This is a genomic window from Bradyrhizobium sp. URHC0002 (assembly GCF_054059515.1).
Map to the genome: position 1 here is coordinate 4,906,654 of NZ_JBSSCF010000001.1, position 12,976 is coordinate 4,919,629.

Here is a 12,976-nt window from a genome sequence, read left to right on the forward strand (position 1 = left end):
ATTTCGGCAAGTGCGCCAATCTGTCCCGGCATTCGCATCTGGCGGTGACCGGGCGATGCGCTACGCTCCCTGAAAAATTCAGGGAGGAAATCAATGTCAGTGAAAATCGATCGCCGCTGCTTCATCGCTGCCGGCACGGCAGCCGCCGCGATGCCTTTCCTGTCGCGCAGCGCCTCGGCGCAAGCCGCGTGGCCATCGCGGAATATCCGTATGGTCTGCACCTATCCGGCGGGCGGGCAGACCGATCTGCTCGCGCGCGCGTTCGGCGACTTCATCACCAGGCAGGTGGGAAAGACCGTCGTCATCGAAAACAAGGCGGGCGCTTCGGGCTCGATCGGCGCAGCGGACGTCGCGCGCGCGGAGCCGGATGGCCACACCATCCTGTGCTCCATCTCGGCCACCTATGTGATGAACAGGGTCATGATGAAGAACCCCGGCTACGACATGGACAGGGACCTGACGCTCGTCAGTATCATTCCGGGCGCCGGGCTGCTGCTGGTCGCGAGTCTGGCGTCCGGCGTCAAAACGCTGGACGATTTCGTCGCGTTCGCGCGCAAGAAGGGCCAGGTGAACTTCGGCACCTACAGCGCGGGCTCGGCGCCGCACGTGACGATCAACGAACTCAACAAGCAGTATGGTCTCAAGATCGAGCCGATTCATTACCGGGGCGAGGCACCGATGTGGACGGGGCTGCTGGACGGCACGCTCGATGTCGCGATGGGCAGCTACACGGCAGCCCAAACCGTCCTGCAGGGCGATAAAGGCGTCGTGTTCGCGGTGCATTCGAAGAAGGTCGCCGCGATCCCTGATGTCAGGACTCTGCCCGAACAGGGCGCGACATCGAAGTTCTTCACCCTGAGCGGCTTCACCGGCTGGGCGCTGCCGAAGGCTGTGCCGCAACCGATCGTCGATCGGTTGTCGGAACTGTGCGTAGCCGCCAACGGCGATCCGAAGGTGAAGGAAGTTCTCGCCACGTTCGTGCTGGAGCCGGCGCTCGGCTTCAAGGAGAGCAATGCCTTGTATCAGCGCGAATTGCCATCCTGGATCGAGAGCGCGCAGGCGCTCGGCCTGGACCCGGTCTAGCGCGAACGGCGATCGGCGGGTAGGGTGGGTTAGGCGAAGCCGTAACCCACCGCCGAACCGACCATGTGGCGAGATTTCGGCGGGTTACGCCTGCGCTAACCCATCCGACGAAACCGCACTTGGTGTTCGATCTTGAATATAATGGCTGAGGACGACCCGACCGACGAAATTTCACTGATCGAGGAACGGCTCGAGGAGCTTGCCGAAACAGCCGAGCGATGCCGGAAGATCATTCTGGTTTCCAAGGCGGTCATCGCCGGCGGCGGCGCATTGCTGCTCGTGATGGTGCTCGGCCTGTTCGGCTCCAGTCAGGTCGCGGCCCTCGGCTCGATCGCCGCGGTGCTGGGCGGCATCGTGTCGCTTGGATCGAATGTCAGTACGCTGCGACAGACGACGGACGCCATCAGCGCCGCCGAGGCGCTCCGTTCGGATCTGATCAGCCGGATCGATCTCCGGGTGGTCGGTGATAGCCCCATGAAACTGAGTTGACGCACAGGCAGTGCGTAGGTTGGGTTAGCGCGTAGGGTGGGCAAAGCGCAGCGTGCCCACCATAAAGAAACGCGCTCGATGATAGATGGTGGGCACGTCGCTAACGCTCCTTTGCCCACCCTACGCACTACGAAACCTCTCACTTCATTCCTGTACAGCTCGCATAGAACGTCGTCGTCGCCGGCCAGTCGGAGAACATGGCGCGGACGCCGACCTGTTTGGCGAGCACGTCCAGCACCGTCAGCGTATCGCCGTCGCGATCGACTACGGATCTGATCGACCTGTGATAGAAGCCGCCGCCTTTGTGCAGCGGGCCGTCGCGCTCCAGCGACCAGCCGATCAGGTCGAGGCCTGCGGCCTTTGCGGCCTTGGCGTATTCGGACGGGACGATTTCCTTTTTGTCGTTCAGCGTCAGCATGGTCCAGATCGGCGGTCCGAGGATCGCGACGCCCTGCGCCTTCAATTCCGCCATCGAGGGCTTCCAGGTCTCAGACTTGTTGGGATCGAGACCCTGCTTTTCGTAGCGCTCTTCGAGATAGACCGCCTGTCTTGCAAACTCCGGCTCGGTCTTCACCCAATAGAGCACGTCGGCGAGATTAAAACTTTGCGCAAACACATCGCTCGGGGAAATGCCGGCCTTCTTGTAGGCGTCCAGCATTTGCGAAGCGTATTTCTCCTGGCTGTAGTCGCCGTCGAACGGCATCGCCACTTCCGCCGCCTTCAGCTCAGGCGTGAATTTGGCGCCCATGCTCTTGATCAGCGCGATGCTCTCGTCATGCGTCATCAGCGTGCCGGAATTGGCGTAGAGATCAGTGCGCCAGCGTGGCGTGCCGTTCTGGTATTCCTCCGGCGTCTTGGCATCGGCGTTGAAGCCGTCCATCTTCGCGCTCAACGTGCGGAATTCAGCAAGCGTGATGTCGCTGGTGCAGCATTTGGCGGAAGCCTTCTTGCCGGTCGCGGGATCGGCCGGGCTGAAGGCTTGCGAGCATTTTGCGGCGAGATCCGGCACCGTCAGGATATTGGTCGTGGTGTGCAGGTCGCATTGCGAATGGCGGCACACCAGTTCGCGGTCTTTGGTAAAGGTTACGTCGCATTCGATGATGCCGGCGCCCATCCGGGCGGCCGCTATATAAGACTCTTTCGTATGTTCGGGGAATTCCAGCGCTGCGCCGCGGTGACCGATGGAAAAGTCGGTCTTGCGAAACGGCCCGGTGCACTGGCTGAGCTGTTGCTTCAGCGGCCCGTCCTTCATCTTGTCGACCAGATAAAACGGCCGCGGCCCGATCTGCGGCTCGCGCGGCAGCATGATGTCGTCGGCAAGGGCGGGAACGGCCGCCGTCAACAGCCAGAGGGCTGCGGCAAGAGCGGAGCGATGGCGGATAGGCATGGGTGGCACCTCGGATAACGCGTTGCGCGCGGCCTTGATATCACGGAGCATGTGACAGTTGCGTGTGGAGTGCGTGGCTGTGTAGCAACCATTAAACCCTCATGGTGAGGAGGCGCTAGACAGGCTGTGTGAAAAGGTTGGCCCCCGCCTCGCGGGGGGGCGACCTGTGTTTGAGAGTTGACCTCACTTCAGCTCGGCCGTGCTTGGAGCTTGATGCTCCGGATCATATTGAAGGCGAGCACGGAGACAAGCGATTCAACTCAGCACGACGCGCCACAAGCGCTGGAAACGACACGGCGCAAGCGCAAGTGAGGAAGCTTCGGCGAGACACCTTCACTCCGCAGTCTCCTGAGGTGTGACATCCCGCTGCGCGAAGACTTCCTTCGCCGCGAACAGGCCATTCAGTGCCGCCGGGAAGCCCGCATAAACGGCCATCTGCATCAGGATCTCAACGATCTCTTCACGTGACAGGCCTACGTTCAACCCGGCTTCGATATGAACCTTGAGCTGAGGCGCGGCATTGCCCATGGCTGCCAGCGCCGCAATGGTGGCGATCTCGCGTGAGCGCAGATCGAGGCCCGGCCGGGAATAGATGTCGCCAAAGGGAAACTCGAACACGTAAGTGGCGAAGTCGGGCGCGATGTCGGCAAGGGCGGCGACGACCTTGTGGCCAGCCTCGCCGTCAATCTTATCTAGCGCGAGCTTGCCGCGCTCCAGCCGGTTTTCGTCGCTGTTCAGAAGTTGCGTCATAGTCTTTGATCCTCTTTTTCGCATCGACATACCCGTCGATCTTGGTGTCGAGGACGAGAAGACAGGCGCTGAGTTCATCCACTTGAGCTCGAACGCGTTCGCGGTGCTTTTCCAGCAGTTCGCGGCGCTCTGCCTCCGTGCCGTTTCCCTGTTCCCGGAGCGCCGCATAGCGCAGCATCTCGCGGATGGGCATTCCGGTCGACTTCAGGCGGCCGAGGAACTCGATCCAAGTGAGGATCGAGGCGTCATAGTCGCGGTGGCTGGATCGGTCCCGGTCGGCATAGGGAAGTAGCCCGATCCGCTCATAGTACCGGATGGTATGGGCAGATAGTCCCGAACGTCTGACCAGTTCACCGATTTTCATGCTCACCTGTTTCTCATCACGACGCAGGAGAAGCTACGGGTTCGAGCGCACTCTAAGTCAAGAGGGGTTTTTCAGTTCAGCAAAACTAGTTTCTACACAGCCTGGAAAGCGCCGTCGCCGGACGGTGCTTTGCATCGCCGGGAGAACCATGTGGCCCCGATGGTGCCATTCATCCTTCGAGACGCCTGCTTCGCTGGCTCCTCAGGATGAGGTCTGGCAATCGACAAGCTGCGGCAGTATCGGTGGGCACGCGGAGCCTGTCATCGGGCGCGCATTCGCGCCTTGCCCACCCTGCAAGAACCACAAGAACAATTTCCGGAGGAAAACATGTCCGCAGTCGTTTTCGTTGTTCGCGCTACCGTATCAGACCCCACCAAGCGTGAGGCCTTCGGCACCTGGTATTCGCGCGAACATCTGCCGGACGCGATGAAATCGTTCGGCGCGGTGCGGGCGTGGCGCTACTGGAGCGTCACCGATCCGTCGCTGCACCACGCGATGTACCAATTCACGGACAAGACCGCGCTCGATCGCGCGATGGAGGGGTCGGAGATAGAGCGCCTGGTCGCCGATTTCAACCGCGACTGGCCCGACGTGACGCGGACGCGGGAGGTGCTGGTGCTTGCCGAGGAGTTGGTCGCGGCTTGAGATTCAGGCTGCGTGCGCCACTCGCGCGCGCGATGCAGAAATGCCGCAGCGGCGACAAAATGTTCCGCAGCGAGCCGCCGCGCGCAAAAATAAATCTTGATCGATTCCGTTCGCGGCAAAGCTGAACGCGCAGTTCACCGCGCATTCATCTCGGCACCTCGAAACTCTGTTCTTCGCACCCAGCAGACGGAGGAGGAGATGTGATGGAACGCCGCCACTTTCTGAAACTCGCCTTTGGATTTGCCGCGGGCGGCATCGCGCTTGCAGCGAGCGCGCAGGCCGCGCCGCTGATGCCGGCGCCGCTCGCCGACGACGCCAAACTGCCCGTCAATCCTGATGCCCAACCCGCCGTCACTTCGGACGAGGAGGTCGATCGCCTCTCGCCGGAAGAAGTGCGCTGGGGCCGCGGCCGCCATCGCGGCTGGGGCCGCCGACACTGGGGCTGGCGTCGCCGGCACTGGGGTTGGCGCCGCCGCCGTTGGCGTCGCAGGCATTGGGGCTGGCATCGCCGCCGTCGCTGGCGCCGCCGCTACTGGCGTCGTCGTCGCTACTACTGGTAAGTCGCCGCCAGAGACTATTCAGACAAGGAATAAAAAAAGCCCCGCGCGAGCGGGGCTTTTGTCGTGCTTCGGAAATATCAATAAACGCGGCAGCGTCCGTAGCGCCACACGGTGCCGTAAGGACACACGCGACCGGGGCGCACCACGACGACCGGAGCCGGCGCCACGACGATCGGTGCAGGGTTAACCACAACGACTCGGCGGTTGGGCTGGCAACCACCATAGGGGCCACGATGCCAGCCGGGGCCGCATCCGCCCGCGGCTTCCGCCGCGCTGAAGCTGGCAACGGTGCCCAGGGCCAAAACTGCTGCGAAAAGGTACTTCATGTTTTCTCCCGTTCTCGGCCGCAAGGCGGCACGGCTCGGAACCTAGTCACGAACAGCTGAATGGAATATGAATGTTGTGAGTTGTCATGGAGCTGCGGCCAGAAACCCGAGCAGCAGTTCGCTGTACTTGGCCGGCGCTTCCAGAAATACCAGGTGCCCGGTATTCGGTATCACCTCGGCCCGCCCGTTCGCCATCCCAGCGGCGAGCGCCTTGGCCAGCTCGGCGTTCTGTCCCATTTTCGCGCGCAACGCCTCCGGCGCATTGGCTCTGCCCGGCGCGTTGTGATCGTCGGCGCCCATCACGAACAGCGTCGGCTGCGTGATCAGCGGGATCTCGTGGACGACAGGCTCGCGGTAGATCATCTGCGCCGAGCTGACAAAGGCGCGAAGCCAGCGCGGATATTCGGCGCTGCCTTTGATGTTGAAACGCGCGTCGATGAACGGTGTCACCTGTTCGGGCGGCAGTTTTAGCGCGTAATTCGTCTCCAGCTGTTTGCGATAGCCGTCTGCGGTCAACTTGTCTTCATTTTCAAGGATCTTCTCGGTCGGCGTCGGCGGCACGTAGAGCCGGTAATCTTCCAGGCCGATCGGGGCGGTCAGCACCAGATGCGCGATCCGGTCCGGGTAGGCGCGCGCGGTCCGGACGCCGAGCATGCCGCCGAGCGAATGCGCCACGATGTCGGCCCTGGCGATCTGGAGATGATCGAGCAGCGCGATCGTGTTGCGCGCCAGCGTGTCGAAATGCAGGTCGCCTTGCGGCTTGGAGGATTTTCCAAAGCCGATCTGATCCGGCACGACCACGCGGTAGCCGGCATCGCTCAAGGTCTTGATGACCGGCGCCCAATAGCTCGATGGGAAATTCCGGCCATGTAGCAGCACCACGGTGCGGCCGTTAGGCTGCGCCGAGGCGACGTCCATATAGGCCATCCGCACCTGTTCGCCGTCGTTCACCAGCGGCAGCAGCTGGACGGAGTAGGGATAGGCAAAACCCTCGAGCCCGATACCATAGGGCTCGCGTGCGGCTGGTTCGGCGCCTTGCGCGTACGAAAGGCTGCTCAGAACAATGTAAAGAGAAATCATGATCACGCGGCGCATCGCAGGCTCCCTCTGATGGCGCCTTATTGATGCGACGGATGCGCGGGGTAAAGGCTTTGCATTTCACGTTTTAGCGAGAGCATGAGCAAGTCGCCCCTCGTGGTGAGGAGACGATCTTTCGTCATGGCCGGGCTTGTCCCGGTCATCCACGTCTTTCTTGATTTAATTGAAGCAAGGACGTGGATGCCCGGCACAAGGCCGGGCATGACGGTTTTTTTAAGCCGGCTCGCTTCCGAACAGCATGGCAAACCGCTTTTCGCCGGTGCGGGTGAAATTGACGACGCGGCTGCCCGGCGCAGGATCCCGTGCTGCCCAGTTGAGTTCGGTGAACCGGTTCATCACGGCGGCACCCAGCGTGCCGGCGAGGTGATGGCGCCGTTCGCTCCAGTCGAGGCAGGCCTTGCAGACCGGCCTTCGCGGATGGGCCAGTGCCTCCGTGTCGATCTGCAGCGCCTCGGCCATGAAGCGCTTGCCTTCGCCGGTGAGTTCGATGTCCTGTTTTGTCTGCCGGACCAGCCGCTGCTTGCGCAGGCTGTCGAGCATCTGCACGCCAAGATCGCCGGCCAGATGATCGTAGCAGATCCGCGCCCGCCGCAGCGCCGGCTCTTTCGGTCCGGTGCGCACGCGGGTATGGCCGGCACGCTCCGCCAGGCCCGCGAGGCCTTCGAGCACATGGGCGACGTCGGGGCCGGTGAGACGGTAGTAGCGGTGACGGCCCTGTTTCTCCGGCTCGATCAGTCCGCCGGCTTCGAGCTTCGCTAAGTGCGAACTCGCGGTCTGCGGCGTGATGCCGGCCTGGTGCGCCAGCTCGCTCGCCGTCAGCGCGCGGCCGGTCATCAGCGCCGTCAGCATGTTGGAGCGCGCGGGATCGCCGACGAGAGAGGCGACCATGGCGATGTCGGGGCCTGCTTTCATAGTTCGATGATAGCCGAAGCATCGACGTCGATCAAGCGGGTATTGGTGCCTCAACGTCATTGCGAGGAGCGCAGCGACGAAGCAATCCATCTACTCGCTTGCGGCGGCATGGATTGCTTCGCTGCGCTCGCAATGACGATTACAACCACCGGAGTCCCGTCATGACCATCACCGTTTTCATCCGCTACCAGCTGGATCCGTTCAAGCGCGCCCAGTTCGAGCAATATTCGAAGAACTGGCTCACCATCATCCCGAAATGCGGCGGCGACCTGCTTGGCTACTGGATGCCGCACGAGGGCACCAACAACATCGCCTTTGCGCTGATCTCGTTCGAGAGTCTCGCGGCCTATGAAAGCTACCGGGCGCGGCTGCGCGCCGACAGCGAAGGCATGGCCAATTTCAATTTCGCCGAGGAGAACAAGTTCATCCTCACTGAGGAGCGCACCTTTCTGCGCAAGGTCGTGGCGTGAGGCGTCTGGCACAAGCGGCGTTGCATTCCTATCTACGCGGCGCAAACAACATTGAGGGGAGCGACCCATGCTGACACCTGCTGACAAACGCGCCGCGTTCAGGGAACTGCACAAGAGCGGATGCTTCATCATCCCCAATCCCTTCGATGTCGGCAGCGCGGCAGCCTTGCAGCATCTCGGCTTCAAGGCGCTGGCTTCCACCAGCGCGGGCTTTGCCTGGACGCTTGGCAAGGCCGACAACCGCGTCACCGTCGATGATGTCTGCGATCATCTCGCGGCGATCTGCGCGGCGGTCGATATCCCTGTTAATGCCGATTTCGAGGACGGCTTTGCGCACGAGCCGGACAAGGTCGGCGTCAATGTCGCCCGCGCCGTGAAGACTGGCGTCGCCGGCCTTTCGATCGAGGATTTTACCGGGGACAACGCGAAACCGCTGTTCGATCGTGCGCTTGCAATCGATCGCATCAAGGCGGCGCGCAAGGCGATCGATGCCGACAATAGCGGCGTGCTGCTTACCGGCCGCTGCGAAGCATTCCTGCGCGGGCAGAAGGACCTGAAACTCGTGATCGACCGGCTCACCGCCTATGCTGACGCCGGCGCCGATTGCCTCTATGCCCCCGGCATCTCGACGGCTGAAGAAATTTCGGCGGTCGTGAAGGCGGTCGCGCCAAAGCCCGTCAATCTGCTGGTCGGCGCGGCCGGCCCGTCGCTGCAGATTGCAGGCGATCTCGGCGTCCGCCGCATCAGCGTCGGTGGCGCGCTGGCGAGGATGGCATGGACCGGCTTCATGAAGGCATCAAAGGAAATGGCGGAGCAGGGGACGTTCACCGAATTCGCCAACGGTTATCCCGGCGGCGAACTCAACAGGATGTTCAGCTAGGGCACGCTCTGGCTTAGCGCTTCGGCTTTGGCAGCACCATCCTGCCCTGTGAAGCAATGCCACCCCACTTGGCGGACCAGGCGACTTCCGAGGTGGAGGGTTGCTCGGTGTCTCTCTGACCTCGAGCACCCTGCAGCGCAAACAGGGCGCCTTGGGGATCGGCGCATCGCGCGATCCAGGAACCGTCTGGCAATTCGATCGGACCCTGAAGGACCCGGCCACCACCATCATTGACGCGCTGGGCGGCCGTGCCGATGTGGTCGACATTGAAGTAATAGAGCCAACACGGCTGCGGCACGCTCGGAAGCTTGGTGAGCATGCCGCCGATCGTCTGCCCGGCCGCCGAAAACAATTGATACACGTCTGCCGGATCGGCTTCACCGGAGGCCTTCTGCCAGCCAAAGATCTCGCCGTAGAAATCAAAGATCTTGCTCCGGTCTTCAGCCAGCAACTCGTGCCAGCCCACGCGCCCCAGCTCGTCCAGCCCGCCGGGCTGCCGTTGGCCATACGTCAGCCCGCTGACCAGCGCAAAAGTCGCCCTTTGCGGATCGGCGACCACTGAAACCCGGCCGATATTGCTGTCCGTTGGCGGCAGCATGACAGCGCCTCCACGACGCCTGATCTGCATGGCCGTCGCATCCATGTCATCGACTGCGACGTAGCCGACCCATCTCGGAGTTGCCCCCAATCGCCGCCCTTCTTCCGGGATATCCATCAGCCCGCCTACCGGAGCGTCGCCGGCAGAAAGCACCGTGTAGGCCAATTCAGGAGTCGACGCATCCTTCGCATCCCAGCCGACGACCTTGCCATAAAAGGCGCCTGCTGCCGCGACGTCCGTGGTCAGAAGCTCATACCAGGCGAAGCGTCCGGGTTGATTGACCAAGCCAGTTTCTCCGTTCAAGCCTCGAAATGATTGCGCACTGCACCAAGTCGCACTCGCTGCAATCTGCCCTGCGGGCGCGGACCGTCGTTGCAATGAACGGAAATGTGGCGACAGCGTTCATGAAGATGAATGCAATCTGAACGAGCGTCATTACATTTTCGTGTGCGCATGAATCTTGCCTGCCTTATTTGGTCGGCGTAGGATCGCGTTACGGACGGATATCCTTCTTGCAAGATTTGGAGGATGCGACCATGCCGCGTGTGAAGCAAGCTTCGAAAAAAAGGCGATTAACCAGAACCGCTGTACCGGCGTTGGGTGCGGCCGGATTGACTTTTTCGCTAGCAGGAGGCGCATCGGCATCGGCCGTACCGACCGGTGACGTTCAACAGGGGCGGAATTTCGCTCCTGGCGCGATGATTACGCTCGGTGAAGAGGAAATTGCCGACGTCAGCCTCGCCACCTTCCGTCTCTTCGACGAAGAAGAAAATCTCCTTAGCGGCGTACTGCTAGCCCGCGGGTGCGGTGGATGCGGTGGCTGCCGTGGATGCGGTGGCGGTGGCTTCCGCGGATGCGGTGGTTGTCGCGGCTGCGCAGGATGCAGAGCCTGCCGATGCGGCGTCGGCTGCGGCGGCTGTGGTGGCTGCGGCGTTGGTTGGATAGGGGTGCCAGGCATAGGCATAGGCATAGGATGTGCGGGTTGCTGTGCATCCTGGGGCCGGTGCCGCTGGTGCTAGGCAACGACGCTTTCTGAATGTGCACCGACAAGCCACGATTTCATTGGCCGGGTTCGCGATCGACCCGGCCAATTTCTTGTTTTCGTTGCACCGTGCGCCTCTGGCGATCTGAAATAACAGGCAACAGGATCCGCGTGCTGACCCCATGACAGCCAATCGCAAGAGCCGCGTTGCGAGCAAGACCCGCAAGGACATCTTGCGATTCGCGCCGAACTTCACCGCCTATGTACTTCCTCCCGATGTGGTCTGCCTCTATTCCGAGGATCGCAAATTCTTCCTGCACGGCGATCTGTATTGTGCGGTGGCCACGGCGATCGGAAAAAATGGAAAGGCTGCGCCGGAGATCGTTCGCCAGCTTTCGAAGAGCTTTCCGACCGACAAGATAGAGGAAGCGATCAAGCGGCTGCTCGAGCGTCGATACGTCGTTACAGGGACATCGCACGCATTCGATGGCGCCGTCGCTGGATATTGGGCGAGCCTCGGCCTGCCTCCCGAGGTCGCGGAGCAGAATCTTCGAAATTGTCCCGTGCAGGTGGAGTCGATCGATGTCAAAGGCGCCAAAGAACTTGCCGCGGCCCTGAGCAAACTCGGCGTTCAAATTACCAAGCGGTCGCCCAGGCTCACGATCACGTTGGTGAACGACTATCTCGACCGGCGGCTGGCCGAGATGAACCAGGAGCGCGTGGCAGGCAAGGCGCCCTGGCTGATGGTGCAGCCGTCTGGTGTCTTTCCGCTGGTGGGCCCGGTGTTCAAGCCGGGCGAGAACGCCTGCTGGAACTGTCTGTTCGATCGCATGATCCGCAACCGGGAGATCAAGGGATTTCTCGACCGCGGACAGGCGCGGGCCGTCGCCGTATCGCCCCTGGTCCAGGACACCATTGGACAGACCGCTATCCACTTCGCTGCCGTCGAAATCACGAAAGCGATTGCCACAGGCTTTCGCACCGATCTGCGCGATCATATTGCGAGCCTCGATCTGACTGGTGCGGTTATCGCCAAGCACTTTGTCGCGCGGCGCCCGCAATGTCTGACCTGCGGCAGTAAGAAGCTGCAGAGTCCGCGCCGGGCGGCGACGTCAATCGAACTCGCCGAAGGCAGCAAGCTCATCATGACCAGCGGTGGATATCGCACCGTGACCTCTCGGGCCACCGTGGCCCGCTTCCGCAAGCATGTAAGCCCGCTGACTGGCGTGGTGACGCGGCTCGAGCGGATCGAGGTCGATCTGCCGATGAACACCAATTTTTTCGCCTACCACAATTTCTCCGGGCCGGCCCAAAGCGTCGATCAGCTCAGGTCCGGACTGAGTGGCGGCAGCTTCGGCAAGGGCTCCACGGCCGAGCAGGGCGAGGCCAGTGCGCTGATGGAGGCCATCGAGCGCTATTCGGGCATTTTCCAGGGTGACGAGATCAGGAAGGCGCGCCGCTTTACCGATTTCGATCCCGGCGATGCCATTCACCCCAATGACGTCCAGCTTTTCAGCGAAGCGCAGTTTCAAGGCAGGTTTGCCGAGCAGCCGGACGACGCACATCCGGTTCCTGAGCCGCTCGATCCTTCGATGAGGACCGAGTGGTCGCCGGTCTGGTCGTTGCGCGACAAGCGCTTCAAATATCTTCCGACCGGTCTGCTTTACTTCTTCTATGGCGGCTTCCATACGGACTCCAACGGTTGCGCGGCCGGCAACACCCGCGAGGAAGCCATCGTTCAGGGTTTCCTCGAACTGATCGAGCGCGATGCCTACGCCATCTGGTGGTACAATCGGCTGCAGCGTGCCGAGCTCGACCTCAAGCAATTCGATGATTCCTATGTCCGCGATCTGCAAGCCCAGTTTGCCGATGCCGGGCGCCGGCTGTGGGTGCTCGACGTCACCAGCGACCTCGGCGTTCCCACTTACGTGGCGATCATGCACTGGATGCAGAACGGCCACGAGAATATCGAGTTCGGCTCCGGCGCGCATTTCGATCGCCGCATCGCCTTGCTGCGTTCCCTTACCGAGCTGACCCAATTCATGTCGATTGGCATGATGGGCGGCGGCAGCGGCGAGAAGCCATCGCTTGACGGTGTCAATCCGCTGCGCCTGGAAGATTATCCGTTCCTAATCCCGAGCGACAATCCGGTCGTTCCGCCGGCTCCCGACCTCAAGGTTCACGACAACACGCGCGATCAGGTGAATGCCTGTGTCGAGATCGCAACCCAGGCAGGTTACGATTTCCTCGTGCTCGACCAGACGCGGCCCGACGTTGAGGTCCCCGTCGTTCGAGTGCTCGTTCCGGGGTTGCGGCATTTCTATCGCCGCTTCGCACCGGGCCGGCTTTACGATGTTCCCGTGAGGCTTGGATTGTTGGATCGCCCGCGACTGGAAAGCGAACTCACTCCGTTCCTGCCGCACACCTGAAAG

At 61.9% G+C, this 12,976-nt stretch carries 15 protein-coding genes; 8 read left to right on the forward strand and 7 right to left on the reverse strand.

Annotated features, from left to right (window positions below):
- The first annotated feature begins 93 nt into the window (after window positions 1-93).
- Together ACVWVY_RS23835 and ACVWVY_RS23840 are read left to right on the forward strand one after the other, a co-directional pair.
- Window positions 94-1,083, forward strand: coding sequence for a Bug family tripartite tricarboxylate transporter substrate binding protein (locus ACVWVY_RS23835; protein ID WP_456628665.1), 990 nt, complete (start codon window positions 94-96; stop codon window positions 1,081-1,083).
- 141 nt (window positions 1,084-1,224) lie between these two features.
- A complete protein-coding gene (locus ACVWVY_RS23840) occupies window positions 1,225-1,572 on the forward strand; it encodes a hypothetical protein (RefSeq protein WP_456628666.1) in 348 nt (115 codons plus the stop codon).
- A 139-nt stretch (window positions 1,573-1,711) separates the two neighbouring features.
- On the opposite strand, the gene ACVWVY_RS23845 is transcribed toward ACVWVY_RS23840, so the two are convergent.
- The 3 genes from ACVWVY_RS23845 to ACVWVY_RS23855 all read right to left on the reverse strand — a co-directional run bounded on the left by ACVWVY_RS23845 (window position 1,712) and on the right by ACVWVY_RS23855 (window position 4,073).
- Entirely contained in the window at window positions 1,712-2,959 is a 1,248-nt protein-coding gene (locus tag ACVWVY_RS23845; protein ID WP_456628667.1) for a glycerophosphodiester phosphodiesterase family protein, read from the reverse strand.
- Window positions 2,960-3,292: 333 nt separating this feature from the next.
- Window positions 3,293-3,709, reverse strand: coding sequence for a carboxymuconolactone decarboxylase family protein (locus ACVWVY_RS23850; RefSeq protein WP_456628668.1), 417 nt, complete (start codon window positions 3,707-3,709; stop codon window positions 3,293-3,295).
- The gene (locus tag ACVWVY_RS23855) at window positions 3,648-4,073 is read right to left on the reverse strand and encodes a MerR family transcriptional regulator (protein ID WP_456632293.1); all 426 of its coding nucleotides are present in this window, start codon (window positions 4,071-4,073) and stop codon (window positions 3,648-3,650) included. Before ACVWVY_RS23855 ends, ACVWVY_RS23850 begins: the two co-directional genes overlap by 62 nt.
- A gap of 327 nt (window positions 4,074-4,400) precedes the next feature.
- Between ACVWVY_RS23855 and ACVWVY_RS23860 the strand changes: the two genes are divergently transcribed.
- A complete protein-coding gene (locus ACVWVY_RS23860) occupies window positions 4,401-4,718 on the forward strand; it encodes a hypothetical protein (protein ID WP_456628669.1) in 318 nt (105 codons plus the stop codon).
- A gap of 203 nt (window positions 4,719-4,921) precedes the next feature.
- Complete coding sequence (locus ACVWVY_RS23865; RefSeq protein WP_456628670.1) at window positions 4,922-5,278, forward strand: twin-arginine translocation signal domain-containing protein; 357 nt, start codon at window positions 4,922-4,924, stop codon at window positions 5,276-5,278.
- Window positions 5,279-5,355: 77 nt separating this feature from the next.
- On the opposite strand, the gene ACVWVY_RS23870 is transcribed toward ACVWVY_RS23865, so the two are convergent.
- From ACVWVY_RS23870 to ACVWVY_RS23880, 3 genes are all read right to left on the reverse strand, one after another.
- Window positions 5,356-5,604: a GCG_CRPN prefix-to-repeats domain-containing protein gene (locus ACVWVY_RS23870; RefSeq protein ID WP_456628671.1), complete on the reverse strand. Its 249-nt coding sequence runs from the start codon at window positions 5,602-5,604 to the stop codon at window positions 5,356-5,358.
- An 84-nt stretch (window positions 5,605-5,688) separates the two neighbouring features.
- Window positions 5,689-6,684: an alpha/beta fold hydrolase gene (locus ACVWVY_RS23875; RefSeq protein WP_456632294.1), complete on the reverse strand. Its 996-nt coding sequence runs from the start codon at window positions 6,682-6,684 to the stop codon at window positions 5,689-5,691.
- A 231-nt stretch (window positions 6,685-6,915) separates the two neighbouring features.
- Window positions 6,916-7,614, reverse strand: a complete 699-nt coding sequence (locus ACVWVY_RS23880; RefSeq protein WP_456628672.1) for an ArsR/SmtB family transcription factor — start codon at window positions 7,612-7,614, stop codon at window positions 6,916-6,918.
- 161 nt (window positions 7,615-7,775) lie between these two features.
- Between ACVWVY_RS23880 and ACVWVY_RS23885 the strand changes: the two genes are divergently transcribed.
- Window positions 7,776-8,084 (forward strand): NIPSNAP family protein, encoded by a 309-nt coding sequence (locus ACVWVY_RS23885; RefSeq protein ID WP_108518412.1) that lies wholly within the window; start codon window positions 7,776-7,778, stop codon window positions 8,082-8,084.
- 67 nt (window positions 8,085-8,151) lie between these two features.
- Window positions 8,152-8,964, forward strand: a complete 813-nt coding sequence (locus tag ACVWVY_RS23890) for an isocitrate lyase/PEP mutase family protein (RefSeq protein WP_456628673.1) — start codon at window positions 8,152-8,154, stop codon at window positions 8,962-8,964.
- Window positions 8,965-8,977: 13 nt separating this feature from the next.
- Here ACVWVY_RS23890 and ACVWVY_RS23895 read toward each other — a convergent pair whose 3' ends face one another.
- Window positions 8,978-9,847, reverse strand: a complete 870-nt coding sequence (locus ACVWVY_RS23895) for a VOC family protein (protein WP_456628674.1) — start codon at window positions 9,845-9,847, stop codon at window positions 8,978-8,980.
- Between the two features lie 531 nt (window positions 9,848-10,378).
- On the opposite strand from ACVWVY_RS23895, the gene ACVWVY_RS23900 reads away from it, so the two are divergent.
- Both ACVWVY_RS23900 and ACVWVY_RS23905 read left to right on the forward strand, forming a co-directional pair.
- Complete coding sequence (locus tag ACVWVY_RS23900; protein WP_456628675.1) at window positions 10,379-10,507, forward strand: hypothetical protein; 129 nt, start codon at window positions 10,379-10,381, stop codon at window positions 10,505-10,507.
- Window positions 10,508-10,726: 219 nt separating this feature from the next.
- Window positions 10,727-12,973, forward strand: a complete 2,247-nt coding sequence (locus ACVWVY_RS23905; protein WP_456628676.1) for a TOMM precursor leader peptide-binding protein — start codon at window positions 10,727-10,729, stop codon at window positions 12,971-12,973.
- Window positions 12,974-12,976 lie beyond the last annotated feature (3 nt).

Bases quoted from the DNA above. Each gene is read 5' to 3' on its own strand.
- ACVWVY_RS23835 (WP_456628665.1), top strand. From the start codon at position 94: ATGTCAGTGAAAATCGATCGCCGCTGCTTCATCGCTGCCGGCACGGCA.
- ACVWVY_RS23840 (WP_456628666.1), top strand. From the start codon at position 1,225: ATGGCTGAGGACGACCCGACCGACGAAATTTCACTGATCGAGGAACGG.
- ACVWVY_RS23845 (WP_456628667.1), bottom strand. From the start codon at position 2,959: ATGCCTATCCGCCATCGCTCCGCTCTTGCCGCAGCCCTCTGGCTGTTG.
- ACVWVY_RS23850 (WP_456628668.1), bottom strand. From the start codon at position 3,709: ATGACGCAACTTCTGAACAGCGACGAAAACCGGCTGGAGCGCGGCAAG.
- ACVWVY_RS23855 (WP_456632293.1), bottom strand. From the start codon at position 4,073: ATGAAAATCGGTGAACTGGTCAGACGTTCGGGACTATCTGCCCATACC.
- ACVWVY_RS23860 (WP_456628669.1), top strand. From the start codon at position 4,401: ATGTCCGCAGTCGTTTTCGTTGTTCGCGCTACCGTATCAGACCCCACC.
- ACVWVY_RS23865 (WP_456628670.1), top strand. From the start codon at position 4,922: ATGGAACGCCGCCACTTTCTGAAACTCGCCTTTGGATTTGCCGCGGGC.
- ACVWVY_RS23870 (WP_456628671.1), bottom strand. From the start codon at position 5,604: ATGAAGTACCTTTTCGCAGCAGTTTTGGCCCTGGGCACCGTTGCCAGC.
- ACVWVY_RS23875 (WP_456632294.1), bottom strand. From the start codon at position 6,684: ATGATTTCTCTTTACATTGTTCTGAGCAGCCTTTCGTACGCGCAAGGC.
- ACVWVY_RS23880 (WP_456628672.1), bottom strand. From the start codon at position 7,614: ATGAAAGCAGGCCCCGACATCGCCATGGTCGCCTCTCTCGTCGGCGAT.
- ACVWVY_RS23885 (WP_108518412.1), top strand. From the start codon at position 7,776: ATGACCATCACCGTTTTCATCCGCTACCAGCTGGATCCGTTCAAGCGC.
- ACVWVY_RS23890 (WP_456628673.1), top strand. From the start codon at position 8,152: ATGCTGACACCTGCTGACAAACGCGCCGCGTTCAGGGAACTGCACAAG.
- ACVWVY_RS23905 (WP_456628676.1), top strand. From the start codon at position 10,727: ATGACAGCCAATCGCAAGAGCCGCGTTGCGAGCAAGACCCGCAAGGAC.